Origin of the sequence: Azospirillum melinis (assembly GCF_013340935.1) — a bacterium.
In the GTDB taxonomy this organism is placed as follows: domain Bacteria; phylum Pseudomonadota; class Alphaproteobacteria; order Azospirillales; family Azospirillaceae; genus Azospirillum; species Azospirillum melinis.
Genome location: NZ_WHOS01000094.1, coordinates 1 through 18,356, shown reverse-complemented (window position 1 = coordinate 18,356; position 18,356 = coordinate 1). Strand labels below are relative to the sequence as shown.

13 protein-coding genes are annotated in these 18,356 nt (G+C 70.3%); 12 read left to right on the top strand and 1 reads right to left on the bottom strand.

Features of this window, described 5'->3' with window-relative positions:
- Positions 1-330, bottom strand: a 330-nt coding sequence (locus GBZ48_RS36575; protein WP_246307654.1) for a hypothetical protein, incomplete at its 3' end; no start/stop codon positions are given.
- Here GBZ48_RS36575 and GBZ48_RS37010 point away from each other — a divergent pair.
- The 12 genes from GBZ48_RS37010 to GBZ48_RS33950 all read left to right on the top strand — a co-directional run.
- A complete protein-coding gene (locus GBZ48_RS37010) occupies positions 293-2,146 on the top strand; it encodes a caspase family protein (protein ID WP_343049785.1) in 1,854 nt (617 codons plus the stop codon). The two genes, GBZ48_RS36575 and GBZ48_RS37010, sit on opposite strands and share 38 nt — an antisense overlap.
- A 129-nt stretch (positions 2,147-2,275) precedes the next feature.
- On the top strand, positions 2,276-3,580 hold the full coding sequence (hmgA, locus tag GBZ48_RS34000) for a homogentisate 1,2-dioxygenase (protein ID WP_174475070.1): 1,305 nt from the start codon (positions 2,276-2,278) through the stop codon (positions 3,578-3,580).
- Between the two features lie 150 nt (positions 3,581-3,730).
- Positions 3,731-4,267, top strand: coding sequence for a class I SAM-dependent methyltransferase (locus tag GBZ48_RS33995; RefSeq protein ID WP_174475069.1), 537 nt, complete (start codon positions 3,731-3,733; stop codon positions 4,265-4,267).
- A 167-nt stretch (positions 4,268-4,434) separates the two neighbouring features.
- Positions 4,435-7,587, top strand: coding sequence for an ABC transporter transmembrane domain-containing protein (locus tag GBZ48_RS33990; RefSeq protein ID WP_174475068.1), 3,153 nt, complete (start codon positions 4,435-4,437; stop codon positions 7,585-7,587).
- Between the two features lie 117 nt (positions 7,588-7,704).
- A complete protein-coding gene (locus GBZ48_RS33985) occupies positions 7,705-9,453 on the top strand; it encodes an ABC transporter ATP-binding protein (RefSeq protein ID WP_174475067.1) in 1,749 nt (582 codons plus the stop codon).
- Positions 9,454-9,737: 284 nt separating this feature from the next.
- Positions 9,738-11,597 carry an ABC transporter substrate-binding protein gene (locus tag GBZ48_RS33980; protein ID WP_246307653.1) on the top strand — a complete coding sequence of 620 codons (1,860 nt, stop codon included), beginning with the start codon at positions 9,738-9,740 and terminating at the stop codon, positions 11,595-11,597.
- A 5-nt stretch (positions 11,598-11,602) separates the two neighbouring features.
- Positions 11,603-12,634, top strand: a complete 1,032-nt coding sequence (locus tag GBZ48_RS33975; RefSeq protein ID WP_174475066.1) for an ABC transporter permease — start codon at positions 11,603-11,605, stop codon at positions 12,632-12,634.
- Positions 12,635-12,660: 26 nt separating this feature from the next.
- Entirely contained in the window at positions 12,661-13,845 is a 1,185-nt protein-coding gene (locus GBZ48_RS33970) for an ABC transporter permease (RefSeq protein WP_174475065.1), read from the top strand.
- A 268-nt stretch (positions 13,846-14,113) separates the two neighbouring features.
- The gene (locus tag GBZ48_RS33965) at positions 14,114-15,427 is read left to right on the top strand and encodes a glycosyltransferase family protein (RefSeq protein ID WP_174475064.1); all 1,314 of its coding nucleotides are present in this window, start codon (positions 14,114-14,116) and stop codon (positions 15,425-15,427) included.
- Positions 15,428-15,450: 23 nt separating this feature from the next.
- Positions 15,451-16,734, top strand: coding sequence for a glycosyltransferase family 4 protein (locus tag GBZ48_RS33960; protein WP_209798488.1), 1,284 nt, complete (start codon positions 15,451-15,453; stop codon positions 16,732-16,734).
- Positions 16,731-17,861, top strand: a complete 1,131-nt coding sequence (locus tag GBZ48_RS33955) for a glycosyltransferase family 4 protein (protein WP_343049784.1) — start codon at positions 16,731-16,733, stop codon at positions 17,859-17,861. The genes GBZ48_RS33960 and GBZ48_RS33955 overlap by 4 nt, the downstream gene beginning before the upstream one ends.
- On the top strand, positions 17,858-18,356 hold a 499-nt coding region (locus GBZ48_RS33950), incomplete at its 3' end, for a histidine phosphatase family protein (protein ID WP_174475063.1). The genes GBZ48_RS33955 and GBZ48_RS33950, both read left to right, overlap by 4 nt.

The following is an 18,356-nucleotide window of genomic DNA, read 5'->3' as shown; positions in this document are numbered from 1 at the left end:
ACCCCCGCCAGTGACGCCGCCGGTGACGGACCCGACGCCGACCGCACCGACGACGCCCACCACTCCCGACACCGGAAGCGGAACCGATACGCCGTCCACCGGCACGCCGACCACGACCACCCCCCCATCGACGGGGACCGGGACGGATACGTCCGGAACCGGAACCACGGGCACGGGAACGACAGGCACCGGAACGACGGACACCGCGTCCCCGGAAACCGGAACGACCACGACGAGCGGCAGCCAATCCGCCGCGTCCGCCTCCAGCTCCGTGCAGGCGGCGCTGCAAACGGTGGCGCAGATCGCCGCCAACCCGGCAACGACCACCACGACCGGCACCGGCGCGACCGCCGCCACGACCACGGGCAGCAGCGCCACGACCCGCAGCAGCACCGGCTCGGCGACCGGAACCACAGGCACCGGAACCACCGCCGGCGCGACCACGCCGCAGACCCTGCTGGCGACGCTGGAGCAGGGCGCGGCCAGCCAAGGCACGGCCACCCAGACCGCGGCCGCCCAGACCGCAGAAGGGCAGGGCGCCCAGGCGGCGGGCGGCAGTTCCGCCTCAAACAGCGCCCCGTCCAACGGCGTCCCGGCCTCGCCGCCGCCACCGCCGCCAGGTCCGGCGACGGTCGTGCTCGCCTCCGGCCGCTCGGTCTCCTTTACGGCGGACGCGGCGGCGGCCTATTCCTCCGGCGCCACCCTGTCGCAGCCGGGGCCGCAGCTTCTGGCCTCCCCGCAGGTGCAGGCGGCGGCCGGCACCCTCATCCAGGCGGCCGGCACCGGCGGCATGGTCCAGGCGGTGACGGTGCTGGCAACCGGCGGCCTGTCGCTGCCCGAACAGCGCGCGGTGCTGGCCAGCGTGCCCGTAACCACCCTGATCGGCGGGCTGACCGCCAGCAGCGACCCGGTGGCGGTTCGCGTCGGCGGCATCCTGCAGAACAGCGCGGCGGGCCAGCCCGGCGGCTACGCCCAGGTGCGCGCCGCGGCGGCGCAGGCCAACCTGCCGCCCCAGGTCGCCCGCACCTATCTCGCCATGGTGCAGAGGGTTGAGCGCGAACAGCGCACCCAGGCCTTCTCCGGCGCGCTCCGCCAGCTGGTGGCGAACCCGTCGGCGGCGGACATGTTCGGCCGGCCGGCCGCCACCTCGTCCCCGCCCAGCCTGCAACAGGCGCGCGGCGGCCGCACCCGCGGCGGCACCATGACGCTCCGCGGCATCGTCGCCGACAGCGCCAATCTGGCCGAAGCGCGGGTGAACGGCCGCTGGGTCTTCATCGACGAACAGGGCCAGTTCCGCACCAGCATCCCGGTGGAGCCGGGGGCGAAGGAAGCCACCCTGACCATGACGGACGAGGCCGGCAAGACGACGGAGCAGCGCATCGCCATCGACAGCGCCACGGCCGCTCCCGACCCGGCCGCTCCGCCGAAGCCGCGCAAGATCGCCCTGATGATCGCCGTCGACAGCTACCGCGACGGCGCCATCCCGGCGCTTGCCACGCCCGACGCCGACATCAAGGCGGTGGGCAAGGCGCTGAACGACCATCTCGGCTACGAGACGCGGGTGCTGCGCAACCCGACCAAGGCACAGATCGGCGAGGCGCTGCGCAAGCTCGGCCGCGAGGTCGGCGAGCAGGACCAGGTGATGGTCTATTACGCCGGCCACGGCTATGAGCTGGCGGAGACCGGCACCGGCTACTGGCTTCCGGCCGATGCGGAGACGACCAGCGCGCGCAACTGGGTGTCGAACAACGACATCGGCCGCTTCCTCAGCCGCATGCCGGCCAAGCATGTGATGGTGGTGTCCGACAGCTGCTATTCCGGCGCCTTCACTAAGGAACAGAAGGTCGACGCCAGCCGCCTCGCCAACGAGACGGAGATCCGGCAGCGCCGCTCGGTCATGGCCCTGTCGTCGGGCGGCGACGAGCCGGTCGCCGACGGCGAGGTGAACTCGCCCTTCGCGGTGGCGCTGAAGACGCGGGTGCTCGGCCTGCCGAAGGACAGCAGCGGCTACGCCCTGTATCAGGAGGTCCGCCAGGACGTGACCAGCGAGGCGCCGCAGACCCCGCAATATGGCGTGATCCGCACCGCCGGCTACGACGAGGGCGGCGACTTCCTCCTCGACCTGCCCGACCGCGCGATGAACTGAGGGGAGGGGACGTCCGCAGCGGCACCCCCATTTTCCCCTGGCGCATAGTTTCAAAAGAAACTATATCAGCGGCAAATGGTCGCGCCCGGCGCCTGCCGCCGGCGCTCCTCGCAAAAGGGAGCAGCCCGCATGACGTCCCCCGCATTCACCTACCGGTCCGGCTTCGGCAACGAATTCGCGACCGAGGCGTTGCCCGGCGCCTTGCCCGTCGGCCGCAACTCGCCGCAGCGCCCGCCCTATGGCCTCTATGCCGAACAGATCAGCGGCACCGCCTTTACAGCACCCCGCGCCCACAACCGGCGCTCCTGGCTCTACCGCATCCGCCCGGCGGTGGTGCACGAACCCTTCCGCCCGCTCGAGTCCGGCCGTCTGACCAGCCGCTTCGACGAGGTGCCGGCCCCGCCGACCCAGCTGCGCTGGAACCCGCCGCCGATGCCGGACGCACCCACCGACTTCATCGCCGGCCTCGTCACCATGGGCGGCAACGGCGGGCCGCAGGCGCAGACCGGCTGCGGCATCCATCTCTACACCGCCAACCGGTCGATGCAGGGCCGCTTCTTCTACGATGCCGACGGCGAGCTGCTGATCGTGCCGCAGCAGGGCCGCCTGCGCCTGTTCACCGAGCTTGGCGTGCTGGAGGTCGAGCCTCAGGAGATCGCGCTCATCCCCCGCGGCATCCGTTTCCGCGTCGAACTGCCGGACGGTGCCGCGCGCGGCTATGTCTGCGAGAATTTCGGAGCACCCTTCCGCCTGCCGGATCTCGGTCCCATCGGCTCCAACGGCCTTGCCAACCCGCGCGACTTCCTGACGCCCGACGCCTGGTACGAGGATATCGACGGCGACTTCGAACTGGTGGCGAAGTTCGACGGCGCACTGTGGACCGCCCGCATCGACCATTCGCCGCTGGACGTGGTGGCGTGGCACGGCAACCACGCGCCCTGCAAATACGACCTGCGCCGCTTCAACACCATCGGCTCGATCGGCTTCGACCATCCCGATCCGTCGATCTTCCTGGTGCTGCACTCGCCCAGCGACACCCCCGGCGTCGACAGCATCGACTTCGTCATCTTCCCGCCGCGCTGGCTGGTGCAGGAGGACACCTTCCGTCCGCCCTGGTTCCACCGCAACGTCGCCAGCGAGTTCATGGGCCTGATCCATGGCGTCTACGACGCGAAGGAGGAGGGCTTCCTGCCCGGCGGGGCCAGTTTGCACAACTGCATGAGCGGCCACGGCCCCGATGCGGAGACCTTCGCCAAGGCCACAGCCGCCGACACCAGCCGGCCGCAGCGGATCTCCGACACCATGGCCTTCATGGTCGAAACCCGCGCGGTGATCCGCCCGACGCGGCACGCCCTGGAAACCGCGGAGTTGCAGCACGATTATTACCGCTGCTGGCAGGGGCTGGCGAAGCGCTTCGACCCCAACCGTCCCTGAAAGGACCGTCCTTAAAAACAGGGCAGGCCAAAAAGGGCGACAGGACCGCCGCCGGCTCCCGGCCACGCGACAATTTGTCTCGACGGCGCGCGCGCAGACTTCCACACTGCACCCGTGCCGTTCGGGCGCTTGGCAAGGGGAGAGGGGCCAATGGCGGCCGGTGTTGGGAATGGTGATGTTGGCAATGGTGGGGAAGGCCGGTCGCTGCTCGACCGGATGATCGACCGCATGACGGTGCAGCGCAACGCGCTGGCCTGGGCGGAGCGTGCCGTCGCCGGCCGCGACGGTCTGGTGCTGGAGGTCGGTCTGGGCAAGGGCCGCACCTTCGACCATCTGCGCCACCTGTTCCCGCCGCGCGACATCCTGGTCTTCGACATGTGGGTCCGCGTGCCGCCGGAGCTGACGCCAGACGAGGACCGCCTGTTCGTCGGCGATTTCAAGGAGACCATGCCGGCGGCGGCGGAGCGGTTCGGCCGCTGCGCCCGGCTGGCCCATGCCGATTTCGGCAGCACCGACCGCAACCATGACGCCGCGCAGGCGGCGTGGCTGGCGCCCCTGATCGATGCGCTGGTGCTGCCCGGCGGCGTCGTGCTGTCCGACCGGCCGCTGGACCGGCCCAACTGGACCCGGCTCGACCTGCCGCCGGACGAGCGCTGGACCTATCATGCCTGGAGGGTGGAACGCTGAGCGGGCAAGGTGGATCGAAGCAGGGCGGATTGAAAAGGGAGGATGGCAAAAGCGCCGTTGGAAAACGGACCGGGCCACGCCAATTTATTTCCCCTCATCCTCCGCTGCATGACAGGGGCGGCCGGCGACGGCTGCGACGCTGAAGGCCGCGACGCTGAAGGCCATTGATGAACCGCAACATTTTTCAGTTCATTTGGAAGCACAGCGGGCGGCAGCAGATCCTGCTCGCCCTGTTGACGGTCGCCTCCTTTCCGGTGCTCTACGCCTCGCTGGAACTGCCGAAGATCATCATCAACCGGGCCTTGTCGGACCCCCAGCCGGAACGCGAGATCCTCGGCGTCGCCATGGGGCCGGTGACCTACCTGCTGGTGCTGTGCTTCACCTTCCTGGCGCTGGTGCTCGCCAATGGCGCCTTCAAGATGCGGATCAACACCTTCAAGGGCGTGGTCGGCGAACGGCAGGTGCGGCGCCTGCGCTTCATCCTGCTCGACCGCATGCTGCGCTTCCCGCTGCCGCATTTCTCCAAGGTCAGCCAGGGGGAGCTGATCTCCACCGTCGCGTCGGAGACCGAGCCGCTGGCCGGCTTCATCGGCGACTCCTTCGCCCAGCCGCTCTACCAGGGCGGCACGATGCTCACCATCCTGCTGTTCCTGTTCATCCAGCAGCCGACCATCGGTCTGGTGTCGGTCGCCCTCATCCCGGTGCAGGCCTACATCATCCCGAAGCTCCAGCTGAAGGTGAAGCTGCTGGGCAAGGAGCGGGTGCGCAAGGTCCGCCAGCTGTCCGAGCGCATCGGCGAAAGCGTCGAGAACATCCGCGAGGTCCGCGTCAACGGCACCGTCCGCTATGTCCTGGCCGAATTTTCCCAATATCTCGGCAGCATCTACTGGATCAGGCTGGAGATCTACAAGCGAAAGTATTTCGTCAAGTTCCTGAATAACTTCATCAACCAGATCACGCCCTTCTTCCTGTTCTCCATCGGCGGCTATCTGGTCCTGCAAGGCAACATGACCATCGGCGCCCTGGTGGCGGCACTGTCCGCCTTCAAGGACCTGACCGCCCCCTGGAAGGAGCTGCTCGACTATTACCAGAACATGATCGACGCCCAGATCAAGTACGAGCAGATCGCCGAGCAGTTCTCTCCCCCCTTCCTGTTCGACTGGGCAGAACCCTCGCCCGCCACCCCGCCGGACCTGAAGGCCCCGCTGCGGCTGGAGGCGGTGACCTGGGCCAACGAATACGGCGACCGCATGCTGCAACGCCTGTCGCTGGAGGTGCCGCCGGGCGCCCTCATCGGCATCGCCGGCACCAACGCGCTGGCGCTGCGCCGTCTGGCCGAGGTTCTGGTGCGGCTGTCGCCGCCGACCTCCGGCCGGATCACCATCGGCGACCGCACGCTCGACGAGCTGCCGCTGGATCTGCTGGGCCGCCGCATGGCCTATGCCAGCCCGGAACCGCGCATGTTCACCGGCAGCATGATGCAGAACATCACCTACGGCCTGCGCCACCGCCCGCCGGCCGACGATCCGGACACCATGTCCCCGGCCCGCCGGCGCGAGATCGTGGAGGCCGAGGCGTCGGGCAATTCCACCGACAGCATGGACGGGATCTGGACCGACTTCGGCATGATCGGCGCGACCGACTGGGCCAGCCTGCGTCCCTGGTTCATGCAGTGCCTGGCCGCCACCGGCGGCGAGGGCGCGGTCTACCAGCGCGGCCTGCGCGAGGTGTTCGACCCCGACGATTATCCCTTCGTCGCCCAGCCGCTGCTGCGCGCCCGCCACTGGCTGCGCGACGCCATCACCGAACGCGGGATGGACAAGCTGCTGGCCCGCTTCGAGCGCGACCGCTTCAACCCCTATGCCAGCCTTGCCGAGAACATGCTGTTCGGCCTGCCGGACGGCAAGCGGATGACGGTTGCCCGCATGGTCTGCAACCCCACCATCCGCGCCCTGATGGAGGCGCACGGGCTGTGGGACGCCGCGGTGCGGACCGGCCGCCGCTTCGCCATGCGGGTGGTCAGCGTCTATCGCGACAGCGACGACGGCGACGTCATGATCATGCGCTATCCGCACATCGACGACGCCCTGTTCGAAGAGCTGGTGGAGGCGGTCACCCGGCTGAAGCGCCGGTCCGAACGGCCGCAGCGCCGCCACCAGGAGGCGGACACGCTGCTGTTCGCCACCATGTTCCTGATGATCGTGCCCAAGCGCGACGGCATGGATTTCATCCCGCCGCAGGACCGCGAGGCGATCATGGCGATCCGCCGCCGCCTGCTCGACGACATGCCGCACGAGCTGCGCGACAAGGTCGCCGTCTTCGACCCCGACCTCTACCACCCGCGCCTGAACGTGATGGACAACCTCCTGTTCGGCCGCATCACCACCGAGGATCCGCGCGCCATCACCAAGCTCCGTGCCCTGGTGGACGAGGCGCTGGAGCGCACCGACGCGCGGGCCTTCGTGCTGATCCTGGTGGCGCTGGGCGAGGTCGGCATCGGCGGCTCGCTGCTGCCGATCAGCGTGCGCCAGCGGGTCCAGCTGATCCGCGGCCTGATGAAGAAGCCCGACATCTTCGTCATCTATCAGGCGCTGAACAGCTACGATCCGGAGGAACGGCTGCGCATCTTCCAGGCCATGAAGAAACTGCTGCCGACCATGACGCTGATCGTGCTGGAGGAGCGGATTTCCGACGATCCCGCCTTCGACGCGCTCTACGACCTGGAGGACGGCCGGCTGGTCCGGCGCGGCCAGCATGGCGGCGACCAGGACGAGGACACAATGCCGGGAGACGGGGAGGGCACCGACGAGCCGGCGCTGCGCCTGCTGTCGCGCTCCCCCGTCTTCTCCGACCTGCCGGAAACGGTGCTGCGCCGGCTGCTGGCGGCATCGGAATGGCGCACGGTCGCGGCCGGCGACTTCATCTACCGCAGCGGCGAGCAGTCGGAATTCGCCTTCGTCCTGGCGGAAGGGGAGGCGGAGCTGGTGCGGCTGATGCCGGACAACCAGCCGCCGCTGCACATCGCCTACATCAAGCCGCCCGAGGTGATCGGCGAGCTGGAGCTTCTGGCCGGCGTCCGCCGCTTCTCCACCATCCGCGCCCGCACCGACCTGCGGCTGCTGCGGCTGGACGGGCCGACCATGCTGCGCCTGCTGTCGTCGGTGCCGGACCTGCCGTTGCGGGTGATCCAGCAGGTCGGCAAGCGCCTGACCAGCGAAGCCCCGACCGTCCCGCCTCCGGTTCCGCCGGCGGATCAACCCCCTCTCCCGTCCCGGGAGAGGGAAGGGGCCCAGGCGGAGCCTGGGAAGGGTGAGGGGTGATCCAAGACGCCATGCGGTTCGGGATGCTTGCCTTCCCCCTCACCCTCCCCACCGCTTTGCGGCGGGTCCCCTCCCTCTCCCGGGACGGGAGAGGACATTTCGCCTGGAGACGCACCGATGCTGAAGGTTGAGGGCCTGACGATCCGCTTCCGCAACGCCCCCCACCCGGTGGTGGACGGCGTCGGCTTCTCCATCGGCGGCGGGCAGAGCGTGGCGCTGGTCGGCGAGTCCGGCTCGGGCAAGACGCTGACCTGCCGCAGCATCCTCGGCATCCTGCCACGCGGGGCGACGGTCGCCGGCGGCTCGATCCTGTTCGGCCAGGGGAACGAGGCGGTCGACCTGCTGCGCCTGTCCAAGGCCGGCCTGCGCGACATCCGCGGCAGCCGCATCTCGATGATCTTCCAGGAACCGATGAGCGCCCTGTCGCCGCTCCACACCATCGGCGACCAGACGATGGAGGTGCTGCGGCTGCACGGCAACTGCAACCGGACCGGCGCCCGCGAACGCTGCCTCGCCATGTTCGAACGGGTGGGCTTCCCCGATCCGGTCCGCGCCTTCCGCTCCTATCCGTTCCAGCTGTCGGGCGGCCTGCGCCAGCGCGCGATGATCGCCATGGCGATGGTCGCCCGCCCGCAGCTGCTGATCGCCGACGAGCCGACCACCGCGCTCGACGTCACGCTCCAGGCCCAGGTTCTGGCCCTGATCAAGGAGTTGCAGGGCGAGACCGGCATGGCGGTGCTGCTGGTCACCCACGATCTGGGCGTCGTCGCCAACATGGCGGATGCCGTGGTGGTGATGCGGGCGGGCCGGGTGATGGAATCGGGATCTTGCGCCGACGTTCTCGGCCGGCCGCTGCACGGCTACACCCGCAAGCTGATGGCCGCCGCCCCCTCCATCCCGGAAACGACCTGCGCGCAAGGCAACGGCGCCGTGCACGACCCCATCCTGGAGTTCCACGGCGTCGCCAAGACCTACGAGCGCGGCAATGTCCGCATCCGCGCGCTGGCCGGCGTCGACCTGTCGGTCGGCCGCGGCGAGACGCTGGCCATCGTCGGCGAGTCAGGATCAGGCAAGACGACGCTGGCGCGGCTGGCCATGCTGGCGGAGCGGCCGGATCCCGGTGGCCGCCTGCTGTTCCGGGCCTCCGCCGGCGAACCGCCGCTCGACCTCCTTTCCGCCGCCGGGCCGGAGCTGACCGCCTACCGCCGCCGGGCCCAGATGGTGTTCCAGGACCCCTACGCCTCGCTCAGCCCCCGGATGAGCGTCGGCGAGATCATCGCCGAGCCGCTGGCGATCCACGGCGTCTGCGGCCGCGGCGAGGGCCGCGAGCGGGTGCGGGCGCTGATGGCGCAGGTCGGGCTCGACCCCGCCTGGGCCAACCGCTATCCGCACGCCTTCTCCGGCGGCCAGCGCCAGCGCATCGGCATCGCCCGCGCGCTGGCGCTCGACCCCCAACTGCTGATCTGCGACGAGCCGACCTCGGCACTCGACGTGTCGGTCCAGGCACAGGTGCTCGACCTTCTGGAATCGATCAAGCAGCGGCTCGGCCTCAGCCTGATGTTCATCTCGCACGATCTGGCGGTGGTGGCGCGGCTGGCCGACCGCGTCGCGGTGATGCGCGCCGGCCGGGTGATGGAGGAGGCGCCGCCCGCCATCCTGTTCTCCGCCCCGCTGCACCCCTACACCCGCGCGCTGATCGCCGCCTCGCCCGAACCCGACGTGAACCGTCCCATCGACGTCGCCACCGTGGCCTTGGGCGCCGGCCGCCCCGACCTGTGGCCCGAACCCTTCCGCCCGACCGCCGACGGCGCTCCACCCCCGCTGGTGGAAGCCGCGCCCGGCCACTTCGTGAGGCAGGCGGCATGAGCAGGCACTTTTCCATGCCGCACTTGAATCGCCCTCTCCCGCCCCGGGAGAGGGGGGGGCCCCGCCGCTTCGCGGCGGGGTGGGTGAGGGGTATTCCAAGCATCCTGAACCGTAAGGCTTCGTGCCCAACCCCTCACCCTTCCCATGCTTCGCATGGGCCCCTTCCCTCTCCCGGGGCGGGAGAGGGAGTCCGAAAGGGGACGTGGACCGCGGTAGTCGCGCAAGCCCTCCTCCTCCTCACCCTCGCCACCCCCGCCGCCGCCTTCACCCCGCAGGATCCGCCGATGCTGCGCGACCAGGTGCGCTACGGCCTGATCCCGCCCGTCCGCCAGCGCATGCCGGACGAGCCGCTGATCGTCGATGTGGAGGGCAAGGGCCGCGACCTCGGCCTGTCCGGCGGCTGGATCCGCACCTTCATCACCCAGCGGCGCAACAGCCGCATCGCCGTGCTCTACGGCTATGCCCGGCTGGTCGGCTACACCGCCAAGCGGGAGATCGTGCCCGACATCCTGAAGGACGTGCAGGTCGTCGACGGCCGCGACTTCACCCTGACCCTGCGGGCCGGCCACCGCTGGTCCGACGGCGCCCCCTTCACCAGCGACGACATCCGCTACTGGTGGGAGGACATCGCCAACAACCCGATGCTGTCGCCGTCCGGCCCGCCGCGCTTCATGCTGGTGGACGGCAAGCCGCCGCAGGTCAGCTTCCCCGACGCCGTCACCGTCCGCTTCCATTGGGACGAGCCGAACCCCTATTTCCTGCCGACCCTGGCCGCCGCCCGGCCGCCCTTCATCTACCGGCCGGCCCATTACCTGAAACGCTACCACGCCCGCTACACCAGCGAGGCGGAGCTGGCGCCGCTGCTCGCCAAGTACAAGGTCCGCAACTGGGCGGCCCTGCACAACGCGCTCGACGACATGTTCCGGATGGAGAACCCGGACCAGCCGACGCTCCAGCCCTGGATGGCGGTCTCGAAGGGCACCGGCAACCACCTGCTGTTCCAGCGCAATCCCTACTACCACCGCTTCGACCGGCGCGGCGTGCAGCTTCCCTATGCCGACGGGCTGGACGTGACGGTGATGGGCGGCGGGCTGATCCCGGCCCAGGTCGCCACCGGCAAGGCCGACCTCCAGGCCGAAGGGCTGACCTTCTCGCAGGTGCCGGTGCTGGTGTCGGGGGAGAAGCAGGGCGACTACCGCACCCTGCTGTGGCCGGAGGGCAAGGCGGCGGAAATCGCCCTCTACCCCAACCTGAACTATAACGACCCGGTCTGGCGCACCCTGCTGCGCGACGTGCGTTTCCGCCGTGCCCTGTCGATGGCGATCGACCGCCGCATCGTCAACCGCTCGCTCTTCTTCGGGCTGGCCGAGGAAAGCGGCGTCGACGTGCTGCCGGGCAGCCCGCTGTTCAAGCCGGAACGCAAGGGCGTGTGGACCGGCTACGACCCCAAACAGGCCTCGGCCCTGCTGGACGAGATCGGGCTGAAGCGCAAGCGCGGCGAGCTGTACCGCGAGCTGCCGGACGGCCGCCCGCTGGAGGTGATCGTCGAGACGTCGGGCGAGAAGCCGGAAATCTCCGACGCAATGCAGATCATCGCGGAGACTTGGCGCGACATCGGCGTGCGGCTGTTGATGCGCACGGTCGACCGCGACGTGCTGCGCAACCGGGTCTATGCCGGCCAGACGATGATGGCGGTGTGGGGCGGCTGGGACAACGGCATCCCCGATCCCGACAGCAGTCCGGAGGAGCTGGCGCCGATGACCCAGGAGAATTTCAGCTGGCCGAAGTGGGGGCAGTATTACCAGACCTCCGGCAGCGCCGGCGAACCCATCGACATGCCGATCCCGCAGGAGCTGATGGACATCGCCCGGCGCTGGCGCCACACCACCGACGAGACCGAGCGCCGCGCCCTGTGGTCGGCCCTGCTCGACATCCACGCCGACCAGATCTACGCCATCGGCGTGGTGTCGAAGACGCCGCAGCCCATCGCCGTGTCCAACCGCCTGCGCAACATCCCCGACAAGGGGCTATGGCTGTGGGATCCCGGCGCCTATCTCGGCGTCTACCGCCCCGACGAGTTCTATTTCACCGACGCCCGCCCGGCCGATCCCGAACCGGTCGGCATCCACCGCGGGGAGGACTGACGGCCATGCTGCGCTTCATCCTGCACCGGCTGCTGGTGATGGTGCCGACGCTGTTCGTGGTGTCGATGCTGATCTTCATCGTCATCAACCTGCCGCCCGGCGACTATCTGTCCAACCAGATCGCCGAGTTGCGCGCCACCGGCCAGGAGGCCGGGCTGGCGAAGGCGGAGTTCCTGCGCCACGAATATGCGCTCGACCGGCCGCTGGCCGAGCAGTACCTGATCTGGATCGGCGTCTGGCCGGGGCCGAACGGCTTCCACGGCCTGCTCCAGGGCGACCTCGGCTGGTCCTTCGAGTTCAACAAGCCGGTGGCCGCGGTGGTGGGGGAGACGCTGTGGTTCACCGTCATCCTCAACCTCGCCGCCGTGCTGTTCGTCTATCTGGTGTCCTTCCCGCTGGGGGCGCTGGCGGCGATCCGCGCCAACAGCTGGGTCGATTACCTCGCCGCCGCCGTCGGCTATATCGGGCTGGCGACGCCCAACTTCCTCCTGGCGCTGATCCTGCTCTATTACGGCCAGAAATGGCTGGGCCTGCCCATCGGCGGGCTGGTCGACGCCCAATACGAGGACCAGCCCTTGAGCTGGGCCAAGGCCGGCTCGGTGCTGGAACATCTGATCATCCCGACCATCGTCATCGGCCTGTCCGGGACCGCCGCCATGGTGCGGCGCCTGCGCGCCAACCTGCTGGACGAGCTGGGCAAGCCCTATGTCGTCACCGCCAAGGCCAAGGGCGTGCCGCCGCTGCGCCGGCTGACCCGCTATCCGTTGCGCATGGCGCTGAACCCCTTCGTCTCCGACATCGGCTCGCTTCTGCCCTCTCTGGTGTCGGGATCGGTGCTGATCTCCGTCGTGCTCAGCCTGCCGACCATCGGACCGGCCCTGCTGGAGGCGCTGCGGGCGCAGGACATCTTCCTGTCCGGCTTCATCCTGATGTTCATCTCGCTGCTGGTGCTGGTCGGCATGCTGGTCTCCGACATCGCCCTCGCCCTGCTCGACCCCCGCATCCGCCTGGGCAAGGCGAGGAAGGCCCAATCATGAAAGAGGGGGGCATGAATGATGGGAGCATGAAGGCTCCGGTCACGGGCGGCGGCGCGGGCGGCAGTTGGGAGCATTACGTCGACGACCGGCCCTATCCCGATCCGGCCGCGGCGGACGCGCCGGCCACCCGCTTCGATGCGAACGCCTCGACCGGGCGGCTGATGCTGCGCCGTTTCCTGCGCCACCGGCTGGCGGTGCTGGGGGCCCTGTTCCTGGGCCTGTCCTATCTCAGCCTGCCCTTCGTCGATTTCCTGGCGCCCTACGGCGCCAACGAGCGCGACGTGGAGCATCTCTACGCCCCGCCCCAGGGCGTCCACCTGTTCCACGACGGCCAGTTCATCGGCCCCTTCGTCTATCCGACCACCGGGCGGCCCGACCTGAAGGATTATCGCTGGCGCTACGAGACCGACGACAGCCGGCCGATGCCGCTCCAGTTCCTCTGCCCCGGCGCGCCCTACCGCTTCCTCGGTCTGGTCGAATCGCGGGTCCGGCTGGTCTGCCCGCCGCCGGGGGCCTCGCTGCATCTGCTGGGCACCGACCGGCTCGGCCGCGACATGCTCTCGCGCCTCGCCATCGGGGCGCAGCTGTCGCTGACCGTCGGGCTGCTCGGCATCGCGGTGTCCTTCGCCATCGGCATCACGCTGGGCGGCATGGCCGGCTATTTCGGCGGCTGGATCGACGCCGGGGTGCAGCGCCTGTCGGAAATCCTGAAATCCCTGCCTGAGCTGCCGCTTTGGCTGGCGCTGTCCGCCGCGGTGCCGGCGCAATGGTCTCCGGTGACGGTGTTCCTCTGCATCTCCGTCATCCTCGGCCTGCTCGACTGGCCGTCGCTGGCCCGCGCCGTGCGCTCCCGCTTCCTGGCTCTGCGCGAGGAGGATTTCGTCATGGCGGCGGAGCTGATGGGCGCCAGCCCGGCGCGCATCATCCGCCGCCACCTGCTGCCCAACTTCGCCAGCCACCTGCTCGCCAGCGCCACCCTGTCGATCCCGGCGATGATCCTCGGCGAAACGGCATTGTCCTTCCTGGGGCTGGGCCTGCGCCCGCCGGCGACCAGTTGGGGGGTGATGCTGAACGACGCCCAGAACCTTATGGCCGTGGAAACCTATCCCTGGGTGTCATTGCCGATGCTGCCGGTGATTCTGGTAGTCTTGTCCTTCAACTTCTTCGGCGACGGCCTGCGCGACGCCCTGGATCCCTATCATGGCGACTGACCCGTCATCGCCGCTGGAAGCCGGCTGGCGGCCTGTCCGGCGCTCATATATATCACAGCGCATAGATGCGTTGCCCTTACCCGGTCGGAAGTCATATTGATGCGCGGCAAAATCCATGTGAGGGGTTCTCTCCAGGCTGGAGCTTTGCCGCCGGTGCCTGGACGACCCCGCAACCACCGGCGCCGAACCGGTTCCAAAGACAAGCACAGCGATCTGTTCCGCAACGGATTGTCGGTTCCGAAGCATTGCTGAAGCGGAGTGTCCGAGCATGCACCAGCCACAGCCGCCCCTTCGGTCCCTCCATCCCGACCGGACGCCGCCGCGCATCCTGCTCTACAGCCACGACACCTTCGGGCTCGGCCATCTGCGGCGGTCGCGGACGATTGCCCAGGCCCTGGTGTCGGCCTTTCCCGACGCCTCCGCGCTGATCCTCACCGGCTCGCCCGTTGCCGGCCGCTTCGACTTTCCGGAGCGGGTCGACCATGTGCGCCTGCCCGGCGTGGTGAAGCAGCCCGACGGCGGCTACACCGCCCGCAATCTCGGCCTGCCGATCGAGGAAACCACCGCGATCCGGGCGGAAATCATCCGCGCCACCGCCCGTGCCTTCCGCCCGACGCTGGCCATCGTCGACAAGGAGCCGACCGGCCTGCACGGCGAATTCCTGCCGGCGCTGGACGAGATGCGGGCCAGCGGCAACACCCGCATCGTGCTGGGCCTGCGCGACGTGCTGGACGCGCCCGAGGCTCTCCAGCCGGAGTGGGAGCGCAAGGAGGCGGTCGCCGCCATCGAACGCTATTACGACCAGCTCTGGATCTACGGCCTGCCGGAGGTCTACCGCCCGCTGGACGGTCTCGACCTGCCGGCGGAGATCGCGGCGCGGCTGCGCTACACCGGCTATCTGAAGCGCGAGCCGACCGAGGGCGGCGGCGCCGTCCAGGCCGCGGACTGCCCGATGACGGGCCCCTACGTGCTGGTGACGCCGGGCGGCGGCGGCGACGGGGCGGCCCTGGTCGACTGGACCATCGCCGCCTACGAGAGCGATCCGGACCTCGTCCCCCGCGCCCTGATCGTCTACGGCCCCTTCCTGGAGGACGCCCGCCGCCAGGAATTCGCCACCCGCATCCGCCAGCTGAAGGGCAGGGTGGAGACCATCAACTTCCATTCCCGCATGGAGGATCTCTATGCCGGCGCGGTCGGCGTGGTGGCGATGGGCGGCTACAACACCTTCTGCGAGATCCTGTCCTTCGACAAGCCGTCGGTGCTGGCCCCGCGCACCCGCCCCCGGCTGGAACAGCGCATCCGCGCCGAGGCGGCCGAAGCCCTGGGCCTGCTGCGCACGCTGGACAGCGACCGCGACGGCGCCGACCCGCGGGCGATGGCCGACGCCATCCGCGCGCTGCCCGGCCAGCCGCCGCCCTCGGCCAGCCCGCTGCCTGGCCTGCTCGGCGGGCTGGAGCGCATCGCCGACCTGACGCGCGAGGTGCTGGCGGCCGACTCGGTTCTCGCCCGCGCCACCCCCGTCACCCCGATCCGCCGGGCGGCGGAACGGCTGTCCCGCGCCATGGCAGGCAAGCGCGCATGACCGGAGAGGGAACGGACGGCGCCATGCCGTCCCCGATGGGTTCCAATGCCGTGCCGTCAAGGACCGTGCCGCTGAAAATCGCCGTGGTGGTGAAGGGCTATCCCCGCCTGTCGGAGACCTTCATCGCGCAGGAGCTTCTGGCCCTCCAGCAGCGCGGCATCGATCTGGCGATCTGGTCGCTGCGCCACCCCACCGACAGCCGCCGCCACGCCCTGCACGAGCGCATCACGGCGCCGGTCCATTACCTGCCGGAATATCTGCGCGACGAGCCGGCCCGCGTGCTGCGCGCGCTCGGCCGCCTGATCCTGCGCCACCCGGCCGGCCTGCTGCGCACGGCGGCGGGTTGGCTCCGCGACCTGAAGCGCGACCGCACCGCCAACCGCGGACGCCGCTTCGGGCAGGCGCTGGTGCTGGCGGCGGAGCTGCCGGCCGACGTGCCCTTCCTCTACACCCATTTCCTGCACACCCCGGCGTCGGTCGGGCGCTATGCCGCCGCGATCCGCGGCATCGGCTGGGGCTTTTCCGCCCATGCCAAGGACATCTGGACGACGCCCGATTGGGAGAAGCGCGAGAAGCTGGCCGACGCCCGCTTCGGCGCCACCTGCACCGCGGTCGGGGCCGCCCATCTGCGCGCGCTGGCCGCCGATCCCGGCCGCATCGACCTCGTCTATCACGGCCTCGACCTCTCGCGCTTCCCCGCCCCGCCGGACCGCGGCGACGCCCCCGCCCGCGACGGCTCCGCTCCTGAGCACACGGTGGAGATCCTGTCGGTCGGCCGGCTGGTGGAGAAGAAGGGCTACGACCGGCTGCTCGACGCGCTGGCGACGCTGCCGGACGGGCTGCACTGGCGGCTGGTCCATATCGGCTCCGGCGACCTCAAGCAGGCCCTGCGTGCCCAGGCCGAACGGCTGGGACTGTCGGACCGCATCGAGTGGCGCGGCGCCCAGGATCAGGCCACGGTGATCCAGGCGCTGCGCCATGCCGACCTGTTCGTGCTGACCAGCGTGGTGGCCGGCGACGGCGACCGCGACGGCCTGCCCAATGTGCTGATGGAGGCGGCGAGCCAGCGCCTCGCCATCCTGTCCACCGCCGTGTCGGCCATCCCGGAATTCATCGCCGACGGCACCCACGGCCTGCTGACCGACGGCACCCCGCCCGCCATCGCCGTCGCGCTGGAACGGCTCGCCACCGACCCGGCGCTGCGGCTGCGGCTGGCCGACGCCGCCTATGGCCGGCTCCGCGCCGAGTTCGGCATGACCGCCGGCATCGACCGCCTCGTCCGCCGGCTGGAGGAGGCCGCGGCGTGATCCATCCGCCCATCGCCGCCCCCCATGTTCCTCGCATCGCCTTCTACGCCCCGCTGAAGCCGGTCGACCACCCCGTCCCCTCCGGCGACCGCCAGATGGCGCGGCTGATCCTGCGGGCGCTGGAGGCAACCGGCCCGGTCGAGGTGGCGAGCGGGCTGCGCGTCTATGACGGTGCCGGCGACCCCGCCGCGCAATCCCGCCTGACCGCCGCCGCAGCAGCCGAGTGCGACCGGCTGCTGTCGCTCTACGCCGCAGAGCCGAGGCGGCGTCCGGCGCTGTGGCTCAGCTACCATGTCTATTACAAGGCCCCCGACCTGATCGGCCCGGTGATCGCCCGCCGCCTCGGCATCCCCTATGTCGTGGTGGAGGCGACCCGCGCCCGCAAGCGCCTGACCGGTCCCTGGTCCGCCTTCGCCGCCGCCGCCGAGGCCGCCATCGAGGCCGCCGCCCTCGTCCTCTGCGTCAGCGCCCGCGACCGTCAGGCGGTGGAGGCCTATGGCCCGCCCGGCCAGCAGGTGGCGATGCTGCCCCCCTTCCTCGACCTGCCGCCCGGCATCGAGCGCGGCATCGAACGCGGTGAACCGGGATCGCCGCCCCGGCTTTTGACCGTCGCCATGATGCGGCCGGGCGACAAGCTGGCCTCCTACCGCCTGCTGGCCGACTCCCTGTTCCTCCTGACCGCCCGGCCCTGGACGCTCGACATCGTCGGCGATGGCCCGGCGGCGGCGGAGGTCGCGGCGCTCTTCGCCCCCTTCGGCCCGCGGGTGACGCTGCACGGCGCCTGCGCCCCCGCCGATCTCGCCGCCCACTACCGCACCGCCGACCTGCTGGTCTGGCCCGGCCTGAACGAGGCGTTCGGCATGGTCTATCTGGAGGCGCAGGCCCATGGGCTTCCGGTGCTGGCCATCGACAATGCCGGCACCGGCACCGTCATCCGCGACGGCGTCGGCGGCCGCCTGACCGGCCCGGCTCCGGAGGATTTCGCCGCCGCCCTGTCCGCCCTGCTGGCCGATCCGCCGGCCCTGCGCGACCTCGGCCGCAGCGCCCGCGCCCATGTCGAGGCCCACCACGCCCTGACCGCAGCCGCCGAACGCCTGCGCGGCCTGCTGACCGGACTTCTGTCATGATCCGCCTCGCTTTCCTGCGCCACGGCATCACCGCCTGGAACCGCGAGGGCCGCATCCAGGGCCGCACCGACATCCCTCTCGACCCGGAAAGCCGCGAGCAGCTCGCCGCCCTGACCCTGCCGCCGGGCTGGCGCGCCGCCACCCTGCACGCCAGCCCGCTGTCGCGCGCAGTCGAGACCGCCGCCCTTCTCGGCCAGGGCCGCCTCGTCCACACCGACCCGCGCCTGATCGAGATGGACTGGGGCGCCTGGGAGGGCTTGCATGGCCGCGACCTGCGCGCCGACCCCGCCAGCGGCTACCGCGACCTGGAACAGTGGGGCTGGGACTTCCGCCCCCCCAACGGCGAAAGCCCCGCCGACGTGCGGGAGCGGTTGACGGGGTGGCTGGACTCCCTCTCCCGCCCCGGGAGAGGGAAGGGGCCCATGCAGAGCATGGGAAGGGTGAGGGGTGAGGCAAGAAGCCATGCAGTCCCTGATTCCTGCCCCACCCCTCACC

Coding starts and splice junctions, on each gene's coding strand:
- GBZ48_RS33965 (WP_174475064.1), top strand. CDS start 14,114: ATGCACCAGCCACAGCCGCCCCTTCGGTCCCTCCATCCCGACCGGACG.
- GBZ48_RS33960 (WP_209798488.1), top strand. CDS start 15,451: ATGCCGTCCCCGATGGGTTCCAATGCCGTGCCGTCAAGGACCGTGCCG.
- GBZ48_RS33975 (WP_174475066.1), top strand. CDS start 11,603: ATGCTGCGCTTCATCCTGCACCGGCTGCTGGTGATGGTGCCGACGCTG.
- hmgA (WP_174475070.1), top strand. CDS start 2,276: ATGACGTCCCCCGCATTCACCTACCGGTCCGGCTTCGGCAACGAATTC.
- GBZ48_RS33985 (WP_174475067.1), top strand. CDS start 7,705: ATGCTGAAGGTTGAGGGCCTGACGATCCGCTTCCGCAACGCCCCCCAC.
- GBZ48_RS33990 (WP_174475068.1), top strand. CDS start 4,435: ATGAACCGCAACATTTTTCAGTTCATTTGGAAGCACAGCGGGCGGCAG.
- GBZ48_RS33980 (WP_246307653.1), top strand. CDS start 9,738: ATGCTGCGCGACCAGGTGCGCTACGGCCTGATCCCGCCCGTCCGCCAG.
- GBZ48_RS33995 (WP_174475069.1), top strand. CDS start 3,731: ATGGCGGCCGGTGTTGGGAATGGTGATGTTGGCAATGGTGGGGAAGGC.
- GBZ48_RS33970 (WP_174475065.1), top strand. CDS start 12,661: ATGAAGGCTCCGGTCACGGGCGGCGGCGCGGGCGGCAGTTGGGAGCAT.